Source organism: uncultured Campylobacter sp. (assembly GCF_938015785.1).
Lineage (GTDB): Bacteria > Campylobacterota > Campylobacteria > Campylobacterales > Campylobacteraceae > Campylobacter_B.
On sequence record NZ_CALLWC010000024.1, the window covers coordinates 1 to 23,434 of the forward strand.

The following is a 23,434-nucleotide window of genomic DNA, read 5'->3' on the forward strand; positions in this document are numbered from 1 at the left end:
TTGGCGGATTATTTCCGCGACCTTTACCGCTAGGTTTACCGGTAGTGCTTGGACCATTCGGCGGTCTAACTTCTGATTTTGCCATCTTTTCTCCTTTATAAGCCAAATCTGGCTTTTGATGCAAATTTGGCGACCTAAAAAATTTAACCGGTCGCAACTGTAAAATCACTCATTCTCGTCGTCGACACCCAAATAATCGTCGTTATTTGGGTTATGTGCATCTGCCCAATCGTCCATATCGGCATCATTGTTTGGATTATTTATATCCGACCACAAATCAAGCTCATCTTGGCTCACATCTGACGTATTCATTTTAATCACCTCCTTTCTATGAAATTTGATATAATTAGTGTAATTTTACAATAAGGTTCGGCGACAAATGGCGACAGAAAATTATGATCGTGAATGTAAGGAACTTGTAGAAAGCATACAAAACGGCGTAAGCCAAATAAGACTTGGGCTTACGAATTTTTTAGTTTCTTTTGTGGAAGTTAGTGAGAATTTAGATGACGAAAGCTATTTAAAAACACGAGCAAAAACATACGAAAAACTTATGCAAAGAGTTAAAAACAAAAATTTAAGTTCCCAAAAAGTGGCAGATAAATTAAAAGCGATTTACAAATTCTTGCTTGATCATGATGAATATAAAGAGCTTAAACACTATAAGACGCTTATAGACGATAGCTTCGAGAGAAAAATTTTAGGCGATGAAATTTGCGAAAATATACAAGAGAACTCAAAAATAGTTTTTGGTGATACAAACGAGCCAAGCGATGCATAGTCTATTGAATATGGATATAGCGTGATGGGAAATCGGTTGCCGCTTCTAGTGACCCAACAGTCCGCGAGAACATTCGCCAATCTTTTTATCGTCCTTTAAACACTTTTTTAGTTGCCCAACACAATAGTCTTTTTTATACTTATCGCCCTGTTCGCCGACGCACTCAGAGATAAAAGCGTATTCTTGATCTATCGAATAACGTTCCAAAAACATATCGTATCCACCGCAAGCTATCGCTCCCGTTATGATAACACCAAACCAAAATCCGCCACCCGATTTAGTCGATACTTGATCCTTTTTTACCGCTTCGCTTATCAAGGTTTTAAATTTATCGCTACTTTGTATATCTTTTACAATTTTTTCCGCATCACTCGGACTTATTTTATTACCATCCGTCTCGATTTTTAATGACTTAATACTTTCGTCGATAAAAGCGTTTATGCCTCTTAATAGGTCTTTATCTATTATGTTATTTATGAGATATTTTAGAATTTCGCTTTTGTCTATTTTTATCATAGCCAACCCCGTTAGAATTTAAATAATTCCCCATGCACCGTTATTTACGCAAATAATATTCGGTAAAATTTCAAAATTAGAGCTAAACTTTAAAGCCTGAGGAACGGCGCGCCTATCGTTTCTAACTCGTAATTTTTTGATAAATTTTAGATCTCGTCGTAGCGAGTTTTTATAACGAAATTTTTTCACGCAAGAAAATTCTTTCGATTTCACAGCAATTTTTCGAATTTTTATTTAAAAGAGGGGCTTGCGCCCCCGAAGATTTAGCGATATTTACGCAGCCGGATAAACCGATACTTTTTTGCGATTTTTGTCTTTTCGCTCAAATTTTACGACGCCGTCGATCAGCGCGAAAATCGTATGATCGCTGCCCATGCCTACGTTGCAGCCCGGGTGCATCGCGGTGCCGCGCTGGCGGATGATGATGTTGCCCGCGCGAACGAACTCGCCGCCGAATTTTTTGACGCCCAAGCGGCGTCCGATACTATCTCTATTATTTTGGGTTGAGCCTTGACCTTTTTTGTGTGCCATTTCCTATCCTTTATGCATTAATCGAAACGACTTTGACGCGGGTGTATTGGCGTCTGAAGCCGCGTTTTACTTTTGAATCTTTGCGTCTGCGTTTTTTAAAGATAACGACTTTTTTATCCTTGCCTTCGCAAACGACTTCCAAAACCACCTTGGCACCCTTTACGAACGGTGCTCCTACCTTTAACTCGCCGTCGTTTAGCGCTAAAACTTCGCTAAGCTCGAGCTTTGCTTTCGGCTCAGCATTAAAATGGTCTAAATTTAGGTAGTTACCCTCTTCGACCTTATACTGCTTGCCGCCGTGTTTGATGATAGCATACATCAAAAATCCTTTAAAATTTGGTAGCCAAAAAGGCATTTGCCGTGCAAAATTTAAAAGCCCGTTTGGTATGAAAGGTTGCAATATTATCTCAAATTTTATAAATTCCTACTGAAATGCCTCGCAAAATTCCTGCGAAATTTCAAATTTCAAGGGCTCGGATTTATTTTAAACTAAAGATAAATGTGCTACTATCGCAACGAAATTTTTGAAGGAGAATTTTATGAGAAATTTAATAGCTGCGCTCGTAGCAGCGGTATTTTTTATCGGTTGTTCCAACTGGAATATATCCAACGAACCAAGCGGAGTACGCAATCAAACAAAATCCCAAAACAGCAAAACAAATATCGGCGGCGCAAATGATAAAGTCCAAGAGGTCTCCACCGCAGGCACCACTGATATGGTCGAAACGACCTTGCCCGATAGCACAGGTATGACTAATGCGCCGAAAGATCGCAGCGATGCATTTCATATCAATCAAGTAATTTCTGCGTGGAATAAACAGCCAGACTCCATCAAAACAACCGAAGACAATGGCAACATCTACACCTGGAAAAACTATAAGCCAGGCTGCGACGTATCGCTTACCAGCGACTCGGAAGGCTACGTATCAAAATCCGCTATCAAATCAGCACTGTCTCAGTGTCTATAACCAACTTATCCGCGACACCGAAATTTTAAAATTTCTTAAAATTTCGGCTTACGAGCGGGTCTGCTTCGTCAAATTTAATCCTAGAATTATATGGTTCGCTCTTAAAAATTTACTATTCGTATTGTATAATCGAGGACTTTCAATCACTGGAGCAAAATATGAAGAAAATTTTATTTGCAGGTGCGCTTTTAGCGGCATTAGGTAGCTATGCGGCGGCGGGTGAACACATCAAGGTCTATCACGGCGAGAGCTGCGGCTGTTGTCACAACTGGGCAAAATACATGGAGCAAAACGGATTTGAAGTCGAGATGATTTCACTGGCCGATGAGCCGCTTATTCAGAAGGAGAATGAGCTTGGGCTTCCGCTGGAGCTCGCTAGCTGCCACACCGCGATCATAGACGGATATGTAGTCGAAGGGCATATGCCAGCAAGTGAGATCCGCACGTTATTAAAAAATAAGCCTAAAGACGTCATCGGCATAGCAGTACCTGGCATGCCACTAGAAGCGCCAGGTATGGAGCAGGGCTCTCAGCCCGAGGTCTATGATGTGGTAGCGTTTAAAAAGGATGGCTCGTATCAAAGCATCGCCACTTACAAAGGCAAAGAAAAAATCAAATAATCCGCCGCTTTAAAGCGGCAACTTACTTATTGGCTCGATAAAATTTTGCCTATTTATGGCTTGGCGCAATTTGCTTTAGCCGGCGAATGCTGCCACTATATGCAAAAATGACGCGCAAATTAATTTCAAAAACTAGCATGATAAAGGAAATTAAAATTCGGATGGATGGGCTAATAGGGGTCGAACCTATATTCACAAATCCAGAGTTTGTTGTCCTGCCATTAGACGATAGCCCATTGCGGAAGCGGTATTTTATAGAATTTTGCTTTAAAAAAGCATAAGAGCGGGCGGAATTTTAAAATTTTGCAAAATTTTAATTAAATTTAAAGCCCTGCTGCGCCTAAACGATAAAACTAAAACGCAAAAGCTAACGCTGCTTTCATCGGCTCCGATAAAAGAATATGGCTACTCGCCGCGGAGCTAAATTTTAAAATTTGGCTAGTTTATCCTATATTCGCGCCTTTTGCGAGCTTATTTATTCCGGGATGAAATTTTGACAAATAAGCCTACCACAAAACATATACTATTTAATACTTGCCAAGTGAACGAAGCTTTAAAATAAGTGTCAAATAGACTTGCGGCAAGATCGCACAAAAAGCCTGTCAAATACTTGCCTCAAGCGGAACGTAGAATTTATCGCTACTAAATGGGGTCTAAACTAAAATCAGAATTAAAATTTAGGTGCGAGACGCTTGCATTAAATTTCTTGCAAAATCCGTTCGCAAACTCAAAAGATATTGCGAAATTGCGTAAAATTTGACTGCGGTAAAATTTTCTCATACATTGTGTTAATACAAACCGAAAATGAATAAAACACAATTACTCGAGGTAGCAAAATTTTCCCATACGTCGTTAATACCGAACATTGACGAATCAGATCAAGTACTATGGACAAAGTGAAATATTCCCGTACATTGTTAGTTCGGCACAGGCTATTGCTAGACCAGAGCAGAAATGTGCGAAATTAACTCCGCGTATCGTTTGAACACCTAGAAAGCACCTTGCTTCCCGGCTAAATAGCACGAGCAAATTCATATCACGCGCTGTTTAAAACGCAAAATTCATTGGAATTTCAAATTTTAAATTTCGGGCACGGGTTCGCTTATAAGTATTTGCAAAAATAGTGCATCGAAGCTAGAAAAATTTCGCTCCGTCGCGCCTAAAATTTCGATGAAATTTCGCGTATCAGCTCAACCGCCTCTTTTGCGTCCGCACATACGAACTCGAAATGCGCCCGTAGCTCCGAGGCACTGCCGTAGCCGCAGCTTACGCCCACGCTTCGCACCGCTGCCGACTTTGCCGAGATGGCGTCAAGCGACGTATCACCGATCATAAAGATATTTTGGCTAACAGAAGGCGTGATTTTGTCACTGCAAATTTTGTCATAACAAGGAGTGGAATTTAGCTCATGTGCATCATAAATTTTACCGCCGCGCGCTCCGCCTTTATCGCTCTCGCCCTCGATACTGACACCGCTCTTTTGGCCCTTGTCGCCAACCTCGTGTCTATCGCTCTTTACTTCGCTTAAATTTTTAAACGAAATTCTATCAGAATTTTGACTCGCGATGCTGCTTAAATTTTGCTCGAAAACTTTGCTAGAATCAGGATCAAGCGCAGGAAGGCTCTTTAAATCAGGCGCTGAAATTTCACTCAAAATCGCGTTCCTGCTAGCAACGCTTGTGTTTTTATTGACAGTAGTATAGCAAGCTTTACTGCTAATTGTATTTGAACTTTTGCTAGTGGTCGCGCCGCAAATTCCTAAATTTTCGAGCGCCTTTAAGATCGGTTCGGCGCTTGGTTTGGGATCTTGCACGTCCTCTCGCCCGACGATGGTGCCGAAAAATTCCGCGATACCCAGATGCTGCAATAAAATTTTAGAAAATTTCGACGTTTTAGTGGTTACGACGCCTAAATTTGCAAACTCGCTCGCCGCACGAACCGCCTCATACGCACCGCTTAGCAAAACGGTCTGGTCCAAAAATATCTGCGCGTATCGCTGTTTGTAGGCGAGCACGAAATTCTGCACATCGCGCGTCACACCTAGACGTTCAAACATAACTTCTAACGGATACCCGATAAGCCTTTTAATCGCTTCGTCGCTAGGCTCTGCAGTGCCCAAATGCGCAAACGCGTAGTGAAAGCCGTCCAGTATCGCGGGCGTGGAGTCTATGAGCGTGCCGTCCAGATCGAAAAGCAGTGTAATTTGGAATTTTGGCATTTTAAAATTTAATTTGGATATAAAAAAAGCGGAGCCGAAGCTCCGCTTATGTGGATCTAGAAAAGATTATTTTCTAAATTTAGCATCAACGCGTCTATTTTGAGCGCGGCCTGCTTTAGTAGCGTTTGTAGCGATAGGCTTAGTCTCACCGTATCCTACAGTAGTGATTCTGCTAGCATCTACGCCGAAGCTCTTAAGCGCACCTCCAACTGCAGCAGCTCTGCGCTCGGAAAGCTTTTGATTATATGCATTCGAACCGGTGCTATCGGTATGACCCTCTAGGATTACTTTGTAATCAGGGTGAGCTACTAGCACGTCGCTTACGTTTTTGATCTGGTTCATAAACTCAGGAGAAATTTTTGAGCTATCTGTAGCGAAATTTACGCCCAAATTTAATCTAATAACCTTCTCGCAACCATATTCATCTACAACTACGCCAGCAGGTGTGCCTGGGCATCTATCGACATTATCGCATACGCCGTCGTTATCTGCGTCTTTGCAGCCTGTAGGAGCCGGAGCGGCAGCTGGGGCTGCGTCAGCATATCTCTTGCCAAAATCAACGGCAAAGCCTAGAGTATAGAATAATACGTGATTGCCGTCGTCAAATCTGATAGCATCGCGTGCTTCAAGTTTTGTAGCAAAGTTGTCGGTGATATAGTATTTTAGACCCAAGCCGTATTGACCGAAGCCGCTATCTTGATCGCCATCGTTGTAAACGTCTTTAGTGTAATCCATATAGCCAAGACCTAGCAAGCCGTATAATTTGAAATTATCGGTGAAATTTACCAAGTCTTTTACAGCATTGATGTGATAATATTTAGCGTCAGGCTTATCGTTGCCTACTCTGTGAGCTAAATCCTCTACGCCGATATTGCGAGAGTAATCAAAACCAACCTCTACTTGATCGATAAACGAATCTTGTAGATTTTTGGCAAGACGTAGACCGAACATAAAATTCGAATCCAAATCCATATTGCCTTCATGAGTCATTCCACCAATAGTAGGGGTGATCTCCCAGTGATAATCAGCATCGCTAGCGAACAATGCGCCGGATGCACATAAGCTTAATGCAAGTAGAACTTTCTTCATTAAACATCCTTTCAAATAAAGTTGTAATTCGATATTACCATAAAATTTTTAAAGAATTTACAAATTCGTGACAATTTCGTCACAAATTTGTAAAAAACATTATCTCTTAGAAAACTGCGGACTTCTACGCGCTTTGCGGCGACCGAATTTCTTTCGCTCGACCACGCGGCTATCGCGAGTTAGCAGACCTTTTGGCTTAAGAGCCGCCCTAAAATCTTTGTCCATCGCGGCAAGCGCTTTTGAAATTCCGTGCTTTAGCGCATCTGCTTGAGCCGAATATCCGCCGCCTAAAGTCTGCGCGGTGATATCCATCGAAGTCTCTTGCTTAGTCGCCAAAAGCGGCTGAACAACCCTTAGTTTGATCGCTTCGTGACCGCCTAGCCAGGTGTTTAGATCCATACCGTTTACTACGATCTTGCCGCTTCCAGGTTTTACCCAGACCTTAGCTACGGCAGTTTTTCTCTTTCCGGTTGCATAAATTGTCGCCATGATTATTTTCCTTTTTTAGTTGTTTGCGCAGTATGAGGGTGCTCGCCGCCTTCATATACGAATAGCTTTTTGATCATCGCCTTGCCGAGCTTCGTCTTAGGAAGCATACCGCGAACCGCAAGTCTGTAGAGCTTTGCGGGATTGTTTTTAAGCAGGTCTTGAAATTTCACGCTCTTTACGCTTCCGAAATAGCCCGAGTAGCTGTGATAAAATTTATCGTCGCCTTTGTTATTGCCGGTAAATACGGCTTTTGAAGCGTTGATGATAACGACGTAGTCTCCGCAATCCACGTTTGGAGTGTAGCTTGGTTTGTGTTTGCCGCGTAGCAATACCGCAACTTCGGTAAGCATCCTACCGAATCTTTTGTCGGTCGCGTCGATAACGACCCAGTCGCGCTTAACTTCGCTAGGCTTTGTAATTTCTGTCATGGTTTCCGCCTTATTAAAATTTGAGCTGTGATTATATAGAAATATCCTTACGTATAGCTTAATTTAAGCTATCTTTAATATATCTGCGCTCAAATTTCATCTAAGCTTTAAAATTTTATCCATCCTCATCCACTTCGATCAGCTTAGCGCCCGCAGCTTCGAGAGCCAGCACGAAGGCACGCAGCCGCGCATGCGGATAAAACTCGCGGATCACGCTTTTATATCGCGCCACTTGAGCTTTGTTTTGTGCGAGGTATTTTTCGGAGCTTTTGTAATCAAAAAGCAAAATTTCATCCTGCCTAAAGCACGCCAGATCCACGCGCAAAAGCTCACCCTCCGCGCTTTTGATCGGCATCTCTTTATAAGCTTGAGCGCCCTTTATCAGAGCTAAAAATTCCTCGTTTTTGCTTAGTCCTAGCGCCCGCGCCGCTATATTTTCAAAATCCGCATCGTTTAAAAATTTAGCGTAGCGACCTCTTGCTAAGCTCACTCCTCGTAAAATTTCATCCGCCACAAAGCCTTCGCTCATCTCCAGAGCATAGTGCAGCGCCTCGCCGAAATATATCGCGCTTAGCGCCTCCGTTTCGCCACCGCCTGCTTTTTCTTGCGCGCCTTGAGGCTCGCCCGCTACTAGCGCGATCTTTTTGCGCGGCGGCTGCTCTTCTGATTTTACGGAGCTTGGGATTACGTAGCCGTATTGAAAATCCGGAATATCCAGCCACTCCACGATGCCCGCACCCTTAGTCTTTTTGGCGTAAGGCGAAAAAAAGCTATAATTGTATTGATCTATTTTTGCCTCGGAGCGTTTTACGATGATGAGCGAGCGCTCGGCGCGGGTAAAGGCGACGTAGAGCTTATTTATATCCTCTTCATGCGCAGAGCGATCGTTTTCATCCATTAGCGCCGCAAATTCCGTATCCAGGCTCTTTCTGCTCGCAAATTTATAAAAAATTCTCCACTTATGCGTGGCAAAATCATAGTCCGTCGCGAGCTTTGAGCTCTCGCCCCGATCTTTTCCTCCGATGCGGTCGCAGACGATTACGTGCGGGAACTGAAGCCCCTTGGACTTATGCACGGTCATAATTTTAACGCCACTTTGTTCCTTGGCAAATACCTCCGTTTCGTCGTTTGCAAACAGATACTCGCTAAAACTATTAAATTTTGCCAGCGTCTCAAAAAACAGCAGTAGATCTGGATCGACAAAATTTAATTTCAGCGCACTAGCTATAAATTCTGCCGTTTTTTGCGCATTTTTATGCAGATCGACCGCTATCTTTTTAAGCCGCCTACCCAAAATCGCTTCGGCGTTTCGCAGATAAATTTCATCGCCACCTACGCAAAATTTCGCGTATTGAATTACGGCATTTACCTGCTCGCTGCAACGCAGAGCCTTATTTGAGCCGCTGCAAACCTCGCAAAATTCCGATAGCATCTCTTTTAGCGCGCTTACGTGCTCATTTTTCCAGCATAAAATCGCAATATCATCAGCTCTTACGCCGCACTCCTCAACAAGCCTGCGCGCTTGCTCCGTAGCCCCCTTTAGCACGTCGTCGTATGAAAACGCTGCTACGTAGCCGTAATCGTCGCTTTGTACCTCAAATAGCGGCATTTGCGGATGGGAAAGCGGATAGTCCTTGATTTTTTGCAGCACCGAAGCGGGCAGATCGCTATCTAGCTTATTTGCTGCGATTTGATCTTCATAAGACGCAAATTTATCGCGCAAGATCTCATTTACAAATTTTACGATAAGTTTTAAGCTACGATAATTGCGCGGTAGGCTCTGCGTTTTGATTTGGCTAAACTGCTCGCGCAAAATATCAAAAATTTTTCTCTCCGCGCCGCGAAATTTATAGATGCTTTGTTTTTTATCGCCTACGTAAAAAAAGCTGCCGCAGCGCTCTTCCGCCCCTTTGCCGGCAAGCGCTTCGGAGATTAGCGGCAGCATGATTTCATACTGGCAAATGTCGGTATCTTGGAATTCGTCGATTAAAATATGCGTGATTTTAGAATCGAGCCTGAAATACAAAAGCTCGCGGTTGCCCCGCAACGTCTCTGCGCTTGGATTTAGCAGCGAGTGCACGGCTGCAGTGACATCACCGAACGTGAGCTTGCCGCTTTTGCGCTGCACCGATTTAAGCGCTTCGGCATAAATTTTAATTAGTCCTGCCAGCTTAGCCGCATATGTCGCATCCATCCACGCTATTTCGCGAGCTATGGCGTCTTTTAGCCTTGCTAACTCGCCGTCAAGATGCGAAATTTTTTTAAGCTGCGAGCGCGAATAATCAAAACTACCGTTAGCAAGAGCCGAAAGAATGAAGCCCGAAGATAATTTTGACAGATCACTAACAGGGCTTAGCCCATTTACGGCTCCAGCGCTTACGCCCGCATCTCTCGTCGCTTTTTGCAAGCAGGATAAAATTTCATTTATCTCCGCTAGCGCCGAGCTTGCAGGAAGCGTGGGCGGATTTATGCTTATATCGCCTCTCCAAATGCTTTGCAAGCTATTTAAAAACTCGCTCTTTGTCATTCCTGAGTCGCTTACATAATCCACGACCTCTCTTAATAGCGCTTCGTTTTTACAAATCGCGCCTAAAAACGCCGCCTGCTGCACACTCAAAATCCCTTCATCGTTTTCAAAACCGGGATCGATGCCGCTGTTTAGCGCAAAGGAGCGCAGAGCCTTTGCAAAAAACGCATCAAAGGTAAAGACGTTTAGGCTCTCGCTTAAAAATTTAGGCAGTAGGCGCTGCTGCGCCGCCAAAACCTCATCCGCGCTCATATTTAGATCCTCGCAAATTTGCGCTAGCTCGGGGCTTGGCACAAGAGCGCCGTCGCGCGCGATAAGCAAATTTTGAAATTTCTCCACGATGCGCGTTTTCATCTCGGCGGCCGCTTTTTTGGTGAAGGTAAGCGCTAAAATTTCATTGATCGGCTCGCCCTTCAGCACCAGCTCGATGAACCTGACCGCGAGATTGAAGGTCTTGCCGCTGCCTGCGCTTGCTTCAAGCGCCAGATAATTTTCAAATTTTGCCATCGATCTGCCCCTTGCAAATGATTTTATAATCGCAGTATTCACAGCTTTGCACCGCCTCCGTGCGCGTAAAAGCAACCTCGCTTGCAAATTCCTTGCCGATAGAGCTTAGCGTCTCGCGTAGGTTTTCTAAGCTAGGCGTTTTGTCGCCAGGAGTTGCAAACGCGCAATCTTTTAGCGATAGATAGGCGCATTCGCACTCCTGGGCTAAAAGCGCGCGATAAAACGTAAGCTGGAATTTTTCCATATGCTTTTTAGCTGAACCACGTTTGTAATCGATGATAAACTTCCGCCCTGCCTTATCTTCGTCGATGCGGTCGATCCGCCCGCTCAGTCGCACCCCGTCAAGCTCGCCTTTTAGCGATACTTCACTACCGCTAAAGCTCCAAATTCGCTCATGCTCTTCTAAAAGCTTAGCTAGCTTTTCTACAGCTTTTAGCTCAAGCTCCGCATCAAAGCGCGCGGTGCCCGCTTCTCGCGCAAGCTGCGAATAAATAGGGCGAAATTTTTCCATGCTAAATTTAATCCCCGCTCGCTCGTATAAACGCTGAAAACTCGTATGTAAAATTTTGCCCAAAAGCGCATTATCCTCGCCAAATTTTAGCCCCTCTTTTAGCCCGAAAACGTAGCGGTAATAATACTTCCTCTTGCATTCTAAAAACGTATCCAACCGCGAAAACGACAGCTCCTCGGCAAAAAAATCATGGCGAGCCACGGGATCTTCTTGTCCGCATAAGGCGAGCTTAAATTCCTCTCTCCCAAAAAGCCGCAAATAATCCTCCTGCGAAAATTCCGCGTCTTGTTGCACTTCAAAGCTTTTCAAAAACCGCGAAGGCAATTTCTCGACGCTTTGCAGATAGCAAATCGCGCTTTTTTTAGCGCCTCTTAGCAAGCCGTCGTAGTAAAATCTTTGTAAATTTTCGCGATCTGCGTGGCTGATGAGCCCTGCTCTAGCGCGCAAAGCAGAGTTTAAAAACATCTCTCCGCTACTGCGCTTAGGCACCAGATCATCGTTAAAATCGGGGATTATCACGCCGTCAAATTGTAGCCCACGGCTCTCTAAAAGCCCAATTACCGTGACCTTTCCGCCACGAACATCATCGAGCTTGATGCGCGAAATTTCTAACAAAAAAAGATCGATCAGATTGCCCAAGCTTAGGTTTTCGTCCTTAAATTTTCGAAGCAAAATTTTAATTAGATATAGCGGCTCTTTTAGCTTTTCTTGCAGCAGCGCATCGCTAATTTTGGGTAAACAGGCAAGCTTTACAATTAGCGCCTCGAAATGCTCGAAGCTTACTTGCTTTGCAAAATCGCATGCGAACTCACCAAAAAGTGCCTCATCCACGCCCACACTCGCAAAAAACAGATCAAGCTCCTGTGGGTTTGGGCGCTGCGGATACTCATCTGCGTCCTCGCGCATTTTAGAGTGCCTAAAACGATCGCGCTGCTCAGGGCTTTTTGAATACCCATCTTCTTCCTCAAGCTCTATATGCTCCCGCTGCATAGAGTCTCGTAGGCTCCCTTGCTGCTTCCTTGAAGGCTCCTGCCGTTTTGCACTAACCGAATAATCGCGCTGCTGCGCACACTCCAAGGGCTCTTGAAACTCTGCAAGATCTAGCGAAAAGCTTTGCTTCTCCGCGCTATTCGCGCGTTCCGCCGAAATTTCGTGCAGAATTTCAAAATTTTCCGTATTTTCAAACTCTCGCGCAGACATAAAATTTAAATCCGCTTTAGAATTTGAAAAAATTTCGAAATCAAACGCGGAATTTTGCTGTGCGAAATTTTGCGAAATAGAATTCTCCGAAGCGAAATTCCCTAGCGCTAAATTTTGCTGTACCGCGAAATCCTCCGCATTCAAAAATCCTCCATCCGGACTTTTGAATGCGTGGTAATCTACGCCAAATTTCGGCGTGCGCGCTTCTTTTAAGCACTGCGAAATTTTCTCTAGCGTTACATAAAATAGGCTATCTTTAAGCTTCTCTCCCATCGCAAAATTTAGCAGCCTGTGCGAACCGCGAGCCCTTGCGATGCGCTCGTCGTAAAGCCGCAGTGTGCCGGCAAAGCTCTCGTCGGGCAAAATTACTGCGATGCGCTCCGGCGCGATTCCCGCGCGCACGAAGGATGAAATTTTTTCAAAAACATAGCTCGCCTGCAAGCTTCGCAACTCAAAGCCTCTACACACAACCGCTCCGCCCACGCTTAGCAACTCTCGGCTTAGAATTTCACCCGTACCAAGATTTACGCGGTATGCAAAACCTGGCTCTAGGCTTATGCCGCAAAGCTCCTCCACCGCGCGCACGGGCTTGGAATTTAAAGTCGTGGCTCTAAAGCTCAACACAACCTCGCTAAGCTCTGCAGCGCGTTTAAAAATCTCGAACTCAAATGCGCTAGGATTGCCGTCGATGTTGATTTCTATCCGCTCAAATCCGCGCAGATAGGATTCGTTTAGTTCATAAAGCGCGGGCAGCGTGATCTCGTCGTAAAATCCATGCTCACGCAAAATCCTTGCATACGCCCCTGCTAGCTCTCGCAGAATTTCAAAATGCTCGGCGTACCACGCGTAGGTGTCGCTAAGATCGAGCGCATCGATACTCACGCGCTCCGTCGCAAGCTCCTTGAAAAAACCAAAAAGATACTCGCGGTTGCGCATAAACTCGTAAAGCTCGCTAGGGAATTTAAGCCTCTCGCCTGCGCGCTTGCTCTCGTTTACCGCTTGTTTCATAAAAAGCGCGCGGTCTATCTCACCGCAAGCGACAAGATCCGGCACAAAAAGCGCCTTTTCGTAGAATTCCGCCAACGTAATCCTAGGCGCCAGCACGCCGCCGCTCTCGCTTTGCAGCGCCGCGCGTAGCGCACGCGAGCTAGTGTAGACAAAGAGATTTTTAGAGGGCAAATTTTTCAAAACAAATCCTTTAGAGCGATTCGCAGAACGCGGAATTTTGCGATATTTTAGCAAGAAATTTTTAGTTTGGGCTTTTAAGCAAAGAAGTTTTTGAAAAGCTTGAGAGGCTAAATTTTATCAAGTCAAATTTAGCAAGTTGGATGAGCGTAAAATTTTAATCTGCGGCGCTTTGAGCGCGGAATTCTACCTCGCTCCGCATTAATTGCAGCATATTTAAACGCAAAATTTTACGAGTGGATTCCGTAAATTACAAAGCGGCAAAAACGCGATCAAATTTAAGCTGGCTCAGGCTCGATCTTGTATCCCAGGCTCGGGACGTTTTTTATGATTTCGCCACCCACTTTATCGCGGATACGCTTGACGAAAGTGCGAAGCGCCGTATCACTCACGGCTCCTTCGGTCCAGACGTAACGCTTGATCTCCTCGTAAAGCACCAGCTCGCCCACGCGACTGGCTAGCAGCGAGACAAAAGAAAGCTCCTTTTTAGTAAGCACGATCTGCTCGCCATCCTTCAGTAAAATACGGCGAAGCCCGTCAAATACGTAGCCTGCGCCCATATTTACGACTCGCACAGAGTCCAGCTTAGACTTCATCAGCGCACTTATCTCTAGCACAAATGCGGCGATATCTACCGGCTTAAAGTAATACCGCTCGACGCCAATCTCCATAACGCCTTTTAGCTGCTCCTCCCTACTGAAGCCGCTAAGCACCACGATAGGGGCATGCGGAAAGATCTGCTTAATCTGACGTATCATCGCTAGCCCATCTTCAATCGGCATTAAAATGTCGGTAATGACGAGATTAGGACTAAATTTTTTGAATTTTTTCACACCTTCAAGCCCGTTTTGGGCATTATAAACGTTGTTAAAAATACCCTCAAACGCCTTATGCAGCGAGGCTAGCAATTTAGTATCATCCTCGACTAGCAAGACGTCCAGCTCTTTTAAAGCGCAGCTCATAGCAGACCCCTCAAGGCGAAATTTCAAATGAAATTCTTTCAAATTTTCTCTTTTATTGAGCTTAAAACAATGTTAAGTTAAAAATTTAATTTCATAAAGTAACACAACTCTTATTTTAGGTGCAAATATGGGCGGGATTAAAAAAACAAGCGTAAGTAAAAACCGCAGCCTAGGAATGGAGTAGAAATTTAAAGTAACGCGAATTAAATTTATCGGTGCGAAAGAGATTTATAACGGCTGAAAGTAAAATTTTAAAGCTAGCGCAGGTAAAATTTCACTACGCGGCGGAGTGGAATTTTATTTTAGGCAAATGGCTTTTAGAGGGAAATGAAACGGCGCCGATAAGGTTTGAAGGGCAGGTATAATTTATCAAAAACTAGGGCATAACTGGCAAAATTGCGTCAATAAGACTTTAACGGGCGGGCGACGTTAGATAAAATTTTACGGGCGACAGGGCAGCTTACTAGCGCAACTTTTGACGGCAACAAAACGGTTCGTAAAATTTAAAGGGCTTGAAGCTATGAGAAATGTGCCGCAGGATCTGTTTTTTGAAAGGACTAAGCGCGCCAAGCCCAATTTTTAAATTTAAAACGCATAAAATTTATCCGCGCGTGCGCTTAAAAGCTAAGCGGATGCAAAAATCTCACGAATGAAAAGCATGCGGTGCGCAGCCGGTTTAAATTTAAAATCGCAACTAGCACAGATCGCTTCATCCAAAAAGCTGCTTAATCCAAAATCACCGCGGCAATCCTTAGTTCGCAAAAGCGCGCTTTGCGTACTGCTCCAGCCTGCAATTATCCAGGCTGCGACGGGCTTTAAATTTACAATGCAAAGACCGCGTTAGAATTTAAAGCCTTCCGCAAATTTAAAATTTTACCGCACGACCGCGGTAAAATTTCATACAGACAAAATTTCAAAAATCATAAAATTTCAAGAAATTCTTTGAATATATATTTGCTCTCCGTAGGCCCTGCGCTTGCTTCGGGGTGGTGCTGCACCGAAAATACGGGATACTCCTTGTAGCGCACGCCCTCGATCGTGCCGTCGAAAAGGTTTCGGTGCGTGATCTCGCAGATCTGCGCGATGGTCTCTGGAACGTTGTAGTTGTGGTTTTGCGCGGTGATCTCGATCGATTTGGTGCGCAGGTTTTGCACGGGGTGGTTTGCGCCGTGCTGGCCGAATTTCAGCTTGTAGGTCTCATATCCCATCGCGTTGCTTAGCAGCTGATGACCCAGACAAATTCCAAAAATCGGCACGCGCGCTTCGACCATCTTTTTGATCTGCGCGATCTCCTCTTTAAGCATGCGCGGCTCGCCCGGGCCGTTTGATAAAAACACGCCGTCGATCTGCCCCTCTTTAAATTTGGCGATCAAGCTCTCCGCTTTAACGTCGTGCGGGAAAACCTCTACTCCGAGCCCTAGATCGCAAAGCTCGTTTAGGATGTTTCGCTTTACGCCGTAATCGATCACGGCTATCTTTTTGCCGCAGCTTGCGGGCTGAGCGTAGCTTCCGCGCGTGGCGTCCCAGCGACCAGATGTGTGCTTATACGGCGCCTTCGTGCTTACGATGCTTACGTAGTTGATCTCCTCTATGCGTGCAGATTCGCTAAGCGCCTTTTTAAGAGCCGCCTTATCGCTGATCTCGGTAGAGACGAAGGCGCGCAGACTGCCCTGATCGCGCAGCATCTTGGTTAAAAATCTAGTGTCAATGTCGTAAACGCCGAATTTTCCGTTTTGCAGAAAATAATCCTCCAAGCTCATCTGCGAGCGGAAATTTGAAGGCTCGTTGTTAAAATTTCTTACGAAAATTCCGCTGGCATGGATTTTGGAGCTTTCTTTGTCGTTTTCGTTGATCCCTACGATGCCGATTTCAGGCATAGTGAAAATAATAAACTGCCCCGCGTAGCTGGGATCCGAGATGATCTCCTCGTAGCCCGTGGCGGAGGTGTTAAACACGAGCTCGCCGAATGCGCTGCCGCCCTTGCCGAACGCCTTGGCTTGCAGGTAGATGCCGTTTTCTATGTAGATATACGCATTCATTGCAGCATGCCCCGTTTTCTTAGCTCCTCTTCGTAGAGCTTTTCAAACACCAGCTCGTATTCTTCGGTACCTGGGATCAATTTTTGCTTGTAGCCATCGATCTTTTCATAGACCGCATCCTCAATCTTTTGATAATTTTTAAGATATTCGTCGATCGCGTTATAAATTATCGTCTTTAGCCTGTTTTCGGAGACTTTGTAATCGATCAAATTTTTCTTCCAAACGGTTTCTAAAATTTTATGCGATATGGTGCCGTAGCGATCCTCGAAATTTAGCTCAAAATTCTCGTCGTTTGCGATGTGGCGTTTGATGAGCCAAAACATATCTTTTTTATTCACGCTCATCTCATCAAGCTCGCTTATGCGCTCATCTATCAGCTCGTTTGCGCGCTCGTCTATCGCTCTTTCTTTTTGCAGATCGGCCCTTATGATCTCGTCCGCTTCCTTGGCGACGGGCTCTATACCCGCACCGAGCGTAACGCAACCAGAGTTTAGCAGATCCAGCGCTATTTTATGCGCGATATATGGCACGTGTGGTAGTCGTATTCGCATGATCGTTCCTTTAAATTCAGTTCTACGAGCGGTCGCGCCGCCCGCGTTTGCAAACGGCGGAATTTTAAAATTCTTAAAATTCCGCCCGATTTTATAAAATTATCGTGTCGCTTCTTTCGGGACTAGTGGAGATAAAGCCCACTTTCGCGCCGCTTAGCTCCTCTATTTTGCGGATATAATTTTGCGCGTTTTGCGGCAGATCTTCAAATTTTGAAATTCCTTTGACGCTGTCCCAGCCAGGCATCTGCTCATAAACCGGCTCGGCAGCTTCCAAATCGATCGGGAAATAATCGATCTCCTCCCCCTTGTAGCGATATGCACGGCAAATTTTAATACTCTCAAAGCCGTCTAAGACGTCAAGTTTCATAAGCGCGAGCTTGTCGATGCCGCTAAGGCGCACGGCGTATTTCGTAGCCACTCCGTCGAACCAACCGCAGCGGCGCGCCCGTCCCGTCGTAGTACCGTACTCTTTGCCGATCTCGCGCATCGCCTCGCCTTGCGGACCCTTATCCTCGGTAGGAAACGCGCCGTTGCCCACACGGGTGGTGTAGGCTTTTAAAATTCCCATCACCGTGCCGATATCTTTCGGCGCGAGCCCAAGCCCGCTGCAAGCCCCGCCCGCGATAGTCGTCGAGCTCGTGACGTAAGGATAAGTGCCGTGATCGATATCAAGCAGGCTTCCTTGTGCCCCCTCTACGAGCACGCGCTTGTCGTAATCAAGCGCCTTCCACAGCATGTGCGTGGTATCGGCGATGTATGGCTCGAGCGCGCTTTTATAGCGCTTTAGCTCGTCATAAATTTCAAGCTTGCTAGGAATTTTAACCCCCGCTTTTTCAAAAACGCTCTCATGCGAAGCAAAATCGCGCGATAGCGCCTCGGCAAGCCTTTCAGGCTCTAAAAGCTCCGCTACGCGGTGTCCCGTGCGCGCGATCTTATCGGCATACGCAGGCCCTATACCCTTGCCGGTGGTGCCGATCGCGAGCTCGCCCTTGCTCTTTTCGCGCGCCTGATCGATCAGCGAGTGGTACTGTAAATTTAAAAACGCCTTTTCGCTTATGAAAAATCTGCCCTTTAAATTTTCAAACTGCGCCATCTCGGTAATCAGCACGTCGGGATTGATCACGACGCCGTTTCCGATGATGTTGATGATATTTTTGTGAAGCACGCCGCTAGGAACTAGATGTAGCGCAAATTTCTCGCCGTTTATGACGATGGTGTGGCCTGCGTTGTGCCCGCCGCTACTGCGACATACGAAATCGTAATTCGCGCTTATCATATCTACGATCTTGCCCTTGCCCTCATCGCCCCATTGGGCGCCGATTACTACGTTGGCTTTACTCATTTCTCATCCTTTTGCATAATTTTTTCTATCAAAGCATCCACTAGCAGCGCAAAGCCGCTGGATTTTAGCCCGTCAATCTCGTAATTTCCGCCGTTACAATACACCGCGCCCGCGTCTAAAAATCTAAAAAATAGCGCGTCGTAATAGCGCATTTTAGAGTAATATAGCAGCGAAACACAGATACGCTCGTAATCCACGCCTAGGCTTAAAATTTCATCTAGGCACGGCACGAGCTCTTCAGGCACCTGCGCGCGCAGAGCCTGCACGTCCTTTAGCGACGTGGCGCGAGCCGTAGCATCCAGCCAAGGCAAATTTTGCTCAAGCAGCGTCTCGATCTTGCCCTTTTCAAAAATTTCAAGCGGCAAATTTAAAATTTCGCAGATTTTTTTCGGAATTTCTATGTTGCTTAGCTGAAGCGCGGGCACAAGATCAAATTCTTTAAAAAATTCCTGCGCGATTTTGATCGCAAGCGGCAAATTTTTCTCCCCGATCAGCTCCGCGCCGATCTGATAAAACTCGTCGCTTGGGTATTTGAAGGTCGGCTGCACATAAAATAGCCGCCTTAGCTTATCGTCTTTCAGCCGCTTACGCACGATACGCACAACGTCCACGGTGCTGTCTGCGCGAAGCGCTAGCTCGTGGTTTGTGGGATCGGAGAGCTTAAGAAGCTTTTGCGGCGCGACGCTTAGGTGTTGATGATATGAAAAATATGGCGTTAAAATTTCGCTAAAGCCGTTTTTAACGAGGATTTCGCTCGCTTTATTTTCCAGTTCGCGCTTGAGCTGCGCGCTCTTTCCGAAATAAAGCCTCGAGCCGTTGGGTATCTCGTGATCGAAATCGGCGCTAACGCTATCTATCATACTGCCTCCAAATCGCTTATGAACTGATTTAGCCGCGTTTTAAAGCTCTGAATGAAGCTTGCCAAAGCGCGATAATCAAGCGAAAGAATATCTAAAATTTGCTTACGTATTTCTGTATTTAGCGCAAATTTTTCGCTGCCGGCGTTTTGAGTTTTATTTAAAATTTCGCCGAATTTCGCCCTAAAGCCTTCAAACTCTCCCGGGCTCAAATCGCCCGCATCGGCGCGCGAAACGAAGCTTAAAGCAAGCTCTTTGTAATCAAGCGCATTTAAGAAGCTGATAAGCTCATCTTTGTCGATGGCTGCGAGCTTGGGCGTATCTTTAAATCGCGCGATGAAAGCGTCTATCTCTCTGCGATCCAGCGCTTTTGCGATAAAATTTCCCTGCAGATAGTTAAATTTTAGATTATTTAAAAGCCGCAGCGATAGCGCGTTTTCGACCCCTTGAGCACCGAGAGCAAAACCAAACTCCCGCTTTAGCTTACCCGTGATCTCCACCATCGTTCGGATAGCATTTTTTTTCTTGCCTATGTCAAGGCAGAGCTCGCGGTCGATTTTAACGACATCGAAAGGCTGGGCATTCAGGAATGGGATATTGCTTTTATTTGCACTATTAAGAGCAAATTTAACCCCAAGATCTGCATAACGCCCACGTGCAGGGGCGAATTCCTTAAAATTTTGCTCGCTAAAATCGGTTATCTCAAACATCAACTCGCCTTTTGCATTAGCCCTATCTCGCAAGCTATGAGCTACGAAATCGTAAAATTCGTCGTTTGTAAGCACGGCTAGACTTACGTTTATAGAGCAGTTTGCGCCCGTTTGAGCGTTAAATTCCATCATCTTTGAAAACGCAAATTTTGAGATTAGCAACTCAAATCGCGGCTCGCTTAATATCTGCGCAAAATCCTGCGGGGCAAGAATTCCGTGTTTTCCGCGATCCCAGCGTAAAAGCAGCTCATATCCGTAAATCTGCGCGCCGCTAATGATCGGCTGATAGAGCACGAAAAACTCCCCCTCTTCGATCGCCGCAGCAATCCCTTCCTCGCTAGGTTCGTCTGCTTCGGCGCGCTCAAAGATGCAGTAGCGGTTTTTACCACTCGTTTTAGCGCGATACATCGCCCTATCCGCGCGCGATAAAAGTCCTGGAAAATCGATCTTTTCGCTGCCGTCGTAAAACGCTGCGCCAACGCTGATGCTTGCGCTAATTTCGTTGCCTTTAAGATTAAATTTCATCTTTGAAATTCCAAGCAGACGATCTAATAGCACATGCGCGGCATCCTTGCTTTGCAGATCGCCGATGATGGCGCCAAACTCATCGCCGCCTAAGCGCGCTAAGGTATCACCTTTACGCAATAGCCCGCTCATCGCCTTTGAGATCGCTTGTAAAAACATATCGCCGACCTCGTGCCCGTAGGTGTCATTGATCGCCTTAAAGCCGTCAAAATCGATGAAAAGCACCGCCATAAGCTTGGAGTTTTCGCCCGAGTTTGCGGTAAATCTCTGCGCAGCCTTCATAAAATACACTCTATTTGGAAGCCCGGTAAGCGCGTCGTGATGGGCGATCTTGGCTAGCTCGCTCTCTTTTTGCTTGATCTGCGAAATTTCGGTAAACATCAAAATGAAATTTGAGGTAAGCGAAAAATCATCCTTTATCGCAATTGCCGTAAATAGCGCAGGAAAGGTGCCACCACCTCTTTTTAGTCCGTAAATTTCATCTTTGTAAGAGGTCTGTTTGCCGACGAGATTTTTTCTAATCCTCTCCATCACGTCTGCTCCGCCCTCCGTAGGAGCGAAGAAATTTGGAATTTTGCCGATAGTTTGGCTTTCGCTATAGCCGGTGATTTCGTAAAAAGCGTTATTAGCGCGCAGCACGCGACCGCTCTCATCTGTGATTAAGATCGCCTCTAGCGAGCGCGAAAAGACGTTGGCGTTTAAATTTAACTCCAGCTCCGTCTGTTTGCGCGAGCTGATATCTTCGAGCGTAGTTTTTACAAGGCGAGAGCGAGAGTCGTGCTTTTCGGTGACGTAGCCTTGCATACTGATCCAAGTATAGGCATTAGCGGCGTTTCGCAGACGGAATTCGCAGCTAAAATCGCTCCTAAGCCCGGCGGTGCATTCGCGGATCATTTTATTGAAATTCTCTAAATCCGCGAAGTAAATTTCATAACTAAACTCCCCAAAGCTCATCTCAGTATTTAGCCTTTTGCCGCGATATTTTAAAATTTTAAAGTAATTTTTATCAAACGACAGCGTCTGCGCATCAAGATCGATTAAGCAGGTACAAAAATTCCTAGTCTCGATTACGGTGCGATAAAAGTCCAAATCCTCCTGCAAGCCGCGGATCGCCTTAACATCGTCATCAATATTTTGAAAATAAAACGCAGCCCTGGCGGCGGACTTTTTGACATAGATGCTCACTTCGTAGCTATAGCGGATATTGTCGTTGTGGCGAATTTTATAGCTTTGAGAAAAGCTTAGCTCTTCTGAAGGCATATCGGCTAAGCGGTTTAAAATTTCATTTTTAGCCTCATTCGCATCCTTTTCATCCAGCAAATCCCATAGCCTTATCTCGCCGCTTAAAAACTGCGCCGCTTCGTAACCCCAAAGCTCTTTTATATTTTTACTAGCATCTACGATCTTGCCCGAAGTGTAGTCAAACACGAGTGTAACGATAGGCGCGTGATTTAAATACTCATATTTTTGCTTAGTTTCATCGTAAAATCTGCGATATTTTGACGCATCCAGTACCACAAAAAGGGTTGAAATTTTACTTCCGTCGCGGATATAAGATTTTTTAACATAAAGGTCTTTGACGCCATTTTTGGTCTCTTGGCGGGTTACGACATAGTTTTCTTTGACATAGTTTGCGCGCTGGGTTTGATAGGCGTGATCGTAAAACGAGCCTGCTTGCAGCGCGAATATATTCCGTCCTACGACGTCATCGCCGTAAAGCTCGCGTGCGCCGTTGCTAGCGCTTTCGATCGTGCCTGCTACGTTATCGATGCTAAGAACTGAAAGGGAGCTATATTTTAGCGCATCTTTAAAGCTGAGGCTAAAATCTCCGTGGCGCAAATTAGACTTCAAGACCTCGTCTATGGATTTAGAAATTTCTAAGACGGAGCTTAGCGGATTTAGCGCTTCTATGTCGCGGATTTTGGAGTGATAATCCCCTTGGCGCAGCGCGTTTTGAACTGCCGCAAGCGGGATAAAAATGCGCTTTTTTAAAAACGTAAAATTTGAAATTAGAAGGATTAAATAAGCTAAAATAGCCGCCGCTAGCGCTACGACGATAAAATCGTCCGCGCCTAAAAAATAGCCGGCTCGTTCGCGAGCCATTACGAAATTATCTCCAAATTTCGCAAGATAAGCAAAGCCTAGCCCAGATTCGTCTTCGAAGCTTACCACTTCGCCTAGGCGCGAAAAATCAAAATCCTGCCCCAATATATCGGTTACACTGCCAGGAGTGTTAAAAAATTTACCTTCGGCGTTAAAGACCAAAATATCACCCAGCGAAGAAAGCCTGGCAATCGGCCTAGCGGTGTTGGCAAAGCCTAGCAGATACGAATCGGCATTTACGCGCTTGATCAAAAAATACCGCCACGCCCCATCCATCATCATATAGCGCGATACCCATTCATCCTTTTTTAGCTCGCTTGTGATATCCGCAAGCCGTATCTCGCCAAGATCCGAAATACGCGCATCCGATGAAAAATGCGCCAAGCTCTCCTGCTCCGCGCCGCGGGCGCGCAGATAAAAAATAGCGTCAAATCTATGAGAAGATTTTACGACATTACGGATCAAATCCGCATAAAGCTTGCTTTGTGCAGCTTCGTGCCTTGCGTCTAAAGAAAGGATATTTTCTTTTAGAATTTCAAGCTCGCTAAAAAGCGACTCGTCGGTATTTTTAAGTAAAGTAATCGCTGTGCGCGTCCGCAAATCAAGCTGCGTAGCGATCCTAGTACGCAAAAAGCTAATCTCGCAAACTACTACAAGCGTAAGTAGTGCAGCGCCTAGAATCAAGGCGGCGTTAAATCTTTCGGTAACGAAGTCTTTTTTGTTTTTCATGCCAAATTCCAAATTTTGCGGGATTTTAGCAAATTTCGTTTTAAAG

General features: G+C 45.4%; 19 protein-coding genes and 1 tRNA gene. 3 read left to right on the top strand and 17 right to left on the bottom strand.

The features are described from left to right. Window positions 1–165: 165 nt before the first annotated feature. Window positions 166–312: a hypothetical protein gene (locus Q0393_RS03035; RefSeq protein ID WP_298977819.1), complete on the bottom strand. Its 147-nt coding sequence runs from the start codon at window positions 310–312 to the stop codon at window positions 166–168. 67 nt (window positions 313–379) lie between these two features. On the opposite strand from Q0393_RS03035, the gene Q0393_RS03040 reads away from it, so the two are divergent. Continuing rightward, entirely contained in the window at window positions 380–781 is a 402-nt protein-coding gene (locus Q0393_RS03040; protein ID WP_298977820.1) for a hypothetical protein, read from the top strand. Window positions 782–826: 45 nt separating this feature from the next. Here the strand turns inward: Q0393_RS03040 and Q0393_RS03045 are convergent, their stop codons facing one another. The 3 genes from Q0393_RS03045 to rplU form a co-directional block, all read right to left on the bottom strand. Next, a complete protein-coding gene (locus Q0393_RS03045) occupies window positions 827–1,297 on the bottom strand; it encodes a hypothetical protein (protein ID WP_298977822.1) in 471 nt (156 codons plus the stop codon). Window positions 1,298–1,570: 273 nt separating this feature from the next. Beyond that, entirely contained in the window at window positions 1,571–1,828 is a 258-nt protein-coding gene (gene rpmA, locus Q0393_RS03050; RefSeq protein ID WP_298977824.1) for a 50S ribosomal protein L27, read from the bottom strand. A gap of 10 nt (window positions 1,829–1,838) precedes the next feature. Beyond that, a complete protein-coding gene (gene rplU, locus Q0393_RS03055; protein WP_040303368.1) occupies window positions 1,839–2,147 on the bottom strand; it encodes a 50S ribosomal protein L21 in 309 nt (102 codons plus the stop codon). A gap of 220 nt (window positions 2,148–2,367) precedes the next feature. Here rplU and Q0393_RS03060 point away from each other — a divergent pair, with 220 nt between their 5' ends. Both Q0393_RS03060 and Q0393_RS03065 read left to right on the top strand, forming a co-directional pair. Then, complete coding sequence (locus Q0393_RS03060) at window positions 2,368–2,796, top strand: hypothetical protein (protein ID WP_298977825.1); 429 nt, start codon at window positions 2,368–2,370, stop codon at window positions 2,794–2,796. Window positions 2,797–2,954: 158 nt separating this feature from the next. After that, on the top strand, window positions 2,955–3,416 hold the full coding sequence (locus Q0393_RS03065; protein WP_297894454.1) for a DUF411 domain-containing protein: 462 nt from the start codon (window positions 2,955–2,957) through the stop codon (window positions 3,414–3,416). 162 nt (window positions 3,417–3,578) lie between these two features. Here the strand turns inward: Q0393_RS03065 and Q0393_RS03070 are convergent. The 13 genes from Q0393_RS03070 to Q0393_RS03130 form a co-directional block, all read right to left on the bottom strand. Next, window positions 3,579–3,652, bottom strand: a tRNA-Gln gene (locus tag Q0393_RS03070). Between the two features lie 923 nt (window positions 3,653–4,575). After that, the gene (locus Q0393_RS03075) at window positions 4,576–5,634 is read right to left on the bottom strand and encodes an HAD family hydrolase (RefSeq protein WP_298977826.1); all 1,059 of its coding nucleotides are present in this window, start codon (window positions 5,632–5,634) and stop codon (window positions 4,576–4,578) included. Window positions 5,635–5,700: 66 nt separating this feature from the next. Continuing rightward, a complete protein-coding gene (locus Q0393_RS03080) occupies window positions 5,701–6,723 on the bottom strand; it encodes an OmpA family protein (RefSeq protein ID WP_297941712.1) in 1,023 nt (340 codons plus the stop codon). A 99-nt stretch (window positions 6,724–6,822) separates the two neighbouring features. Continuing rightward, a complete protein-coding gene (gene rpsI / locus Q0393_RS03085; RefSeq protein ID WP_005869670.1) occupies window positions 6,823–7,212 on the bottom strand; it encodes a 30S ribosomal protein S9 in 390 nt (129 codons plus the stop codon). 2 nt (window positions 7,213–7,214) lie between these two features. Continuing rightward, window positions 7,215–7,640 (bottom strand): 50S ribosomal protein L13, encoded by a 426-nt coding sequence (gene rplM / locus Q0393_RS03090; protein ID WP_298977829.1) that lies wholly within the window; start codon window positions 7,638–7,640, stop codon window positions 7,215–7,217. A 115-nt stretch (window positions 7,641–7,755) separates the two neighbouring features. Next, window positions 7,756–10,674 carry a RecB-like helicase gene (locus Q0393_RS03095; RefSeq protein WP_298977831.1) on the bottom strand — a complete coding sequence of 973 codons (2,919 nt, stop codon included), beginning with the start codon at window positions 10,672–10,674 and terminating at the stop codon, window positions 7,756–7,758. Continuing rightward, window positions 10,661–13,573, bottom strand: a complete 2,913-nt coding sequence (locus tag Q0393_RS03100) for a PD-(D/E)XK nuclease family protein (RefSeq protein ID WP_298977832.1) — start codon at window positions 13,571–13,573, stop codon at window positions 10,661–10,663. Before Q0393_RS03100 ends, Q0393_RS03095 begins: the two co-directional genes overlap by 14 nt. Window positions 13,574–13,848: 275 nt before the next feature. Beyond that, entirely contained in the window at window positions 13,849–14,574 is a 726-nt protein-coding gene (locus tag Q0393_RS03105; RefSeq protein WP_298977833.1) for a response regulator transcription factor, read from the bottom strand. An 878-nt stretch (window positions 14,575–15,452) separates the two neighbouring features. Then, window positions 15,453–16,571 (bottom strand): glutamine-hydrolyzing carbamoyl-phosphate synthase small subunit, encoded by a 1,119-nt coding sequence (gene carA, locus Q0393_RS03110; protein ID WP_298977834.1) that lies wholly within the window; start codon window positions 16,569–16,571, stop codon window positions 15,453–15,455. Beyond that, on the bottom strand, window positions 16,568–17,122 hold the full coding sequence (locus tag Q0393_RS03115; protein WP_298977835.1) for a DUF507 family protein: 555 nt from the start codon (window positions 17,120–17,122) through the stop codon (window positions 16,568–16,570). Before Q0393_RS03115 ends, carA begins: the two co-directional genes overlap by 4 nt. Before the next feature lie 91 nt (window positions 17,123–17,213). Continuing rightward, window positions 17,214–18,464: an adenylosuccinate synthase gene (locus tag Q0393_RS03120; protein ID WP_298977836.1), complete on the bottom strand. Its 1,251-nt coding sequence runs from the start codon at window positions 18,462–18,464 to the stop codon at window positions 17,214–17,216. Beyond that, entirely contained in the window at window positions 18,461–19,324 is an 864-nt protein-coding gene (locus Q0393_RS03125; protein WP_298977838.1) for an ATP phosphoribosyltransferase regulatory subunit, read from the bottom strand. Before Q0393_RS03125 ends, Q0393_RS03120 begins: the two co-directional genes overlap by 4 nt. After that, window positions 19,321–23,388, bottom strand: coding sequence for a diguanylate cyclase (locus Q0393_RS03130; protein WP_298977840.1), 4,068 nt, complete (start codon window positions 23,386–23,388; stop codon window positions 19,321–19,323). Before Q0393_RS03130 ends, Q0393_RS03125 begins: the two co-directional genes overlap by 4 nt. Between the last annotated feature and the right edge of the window lie 46 nt (window positions 23,389–23,434).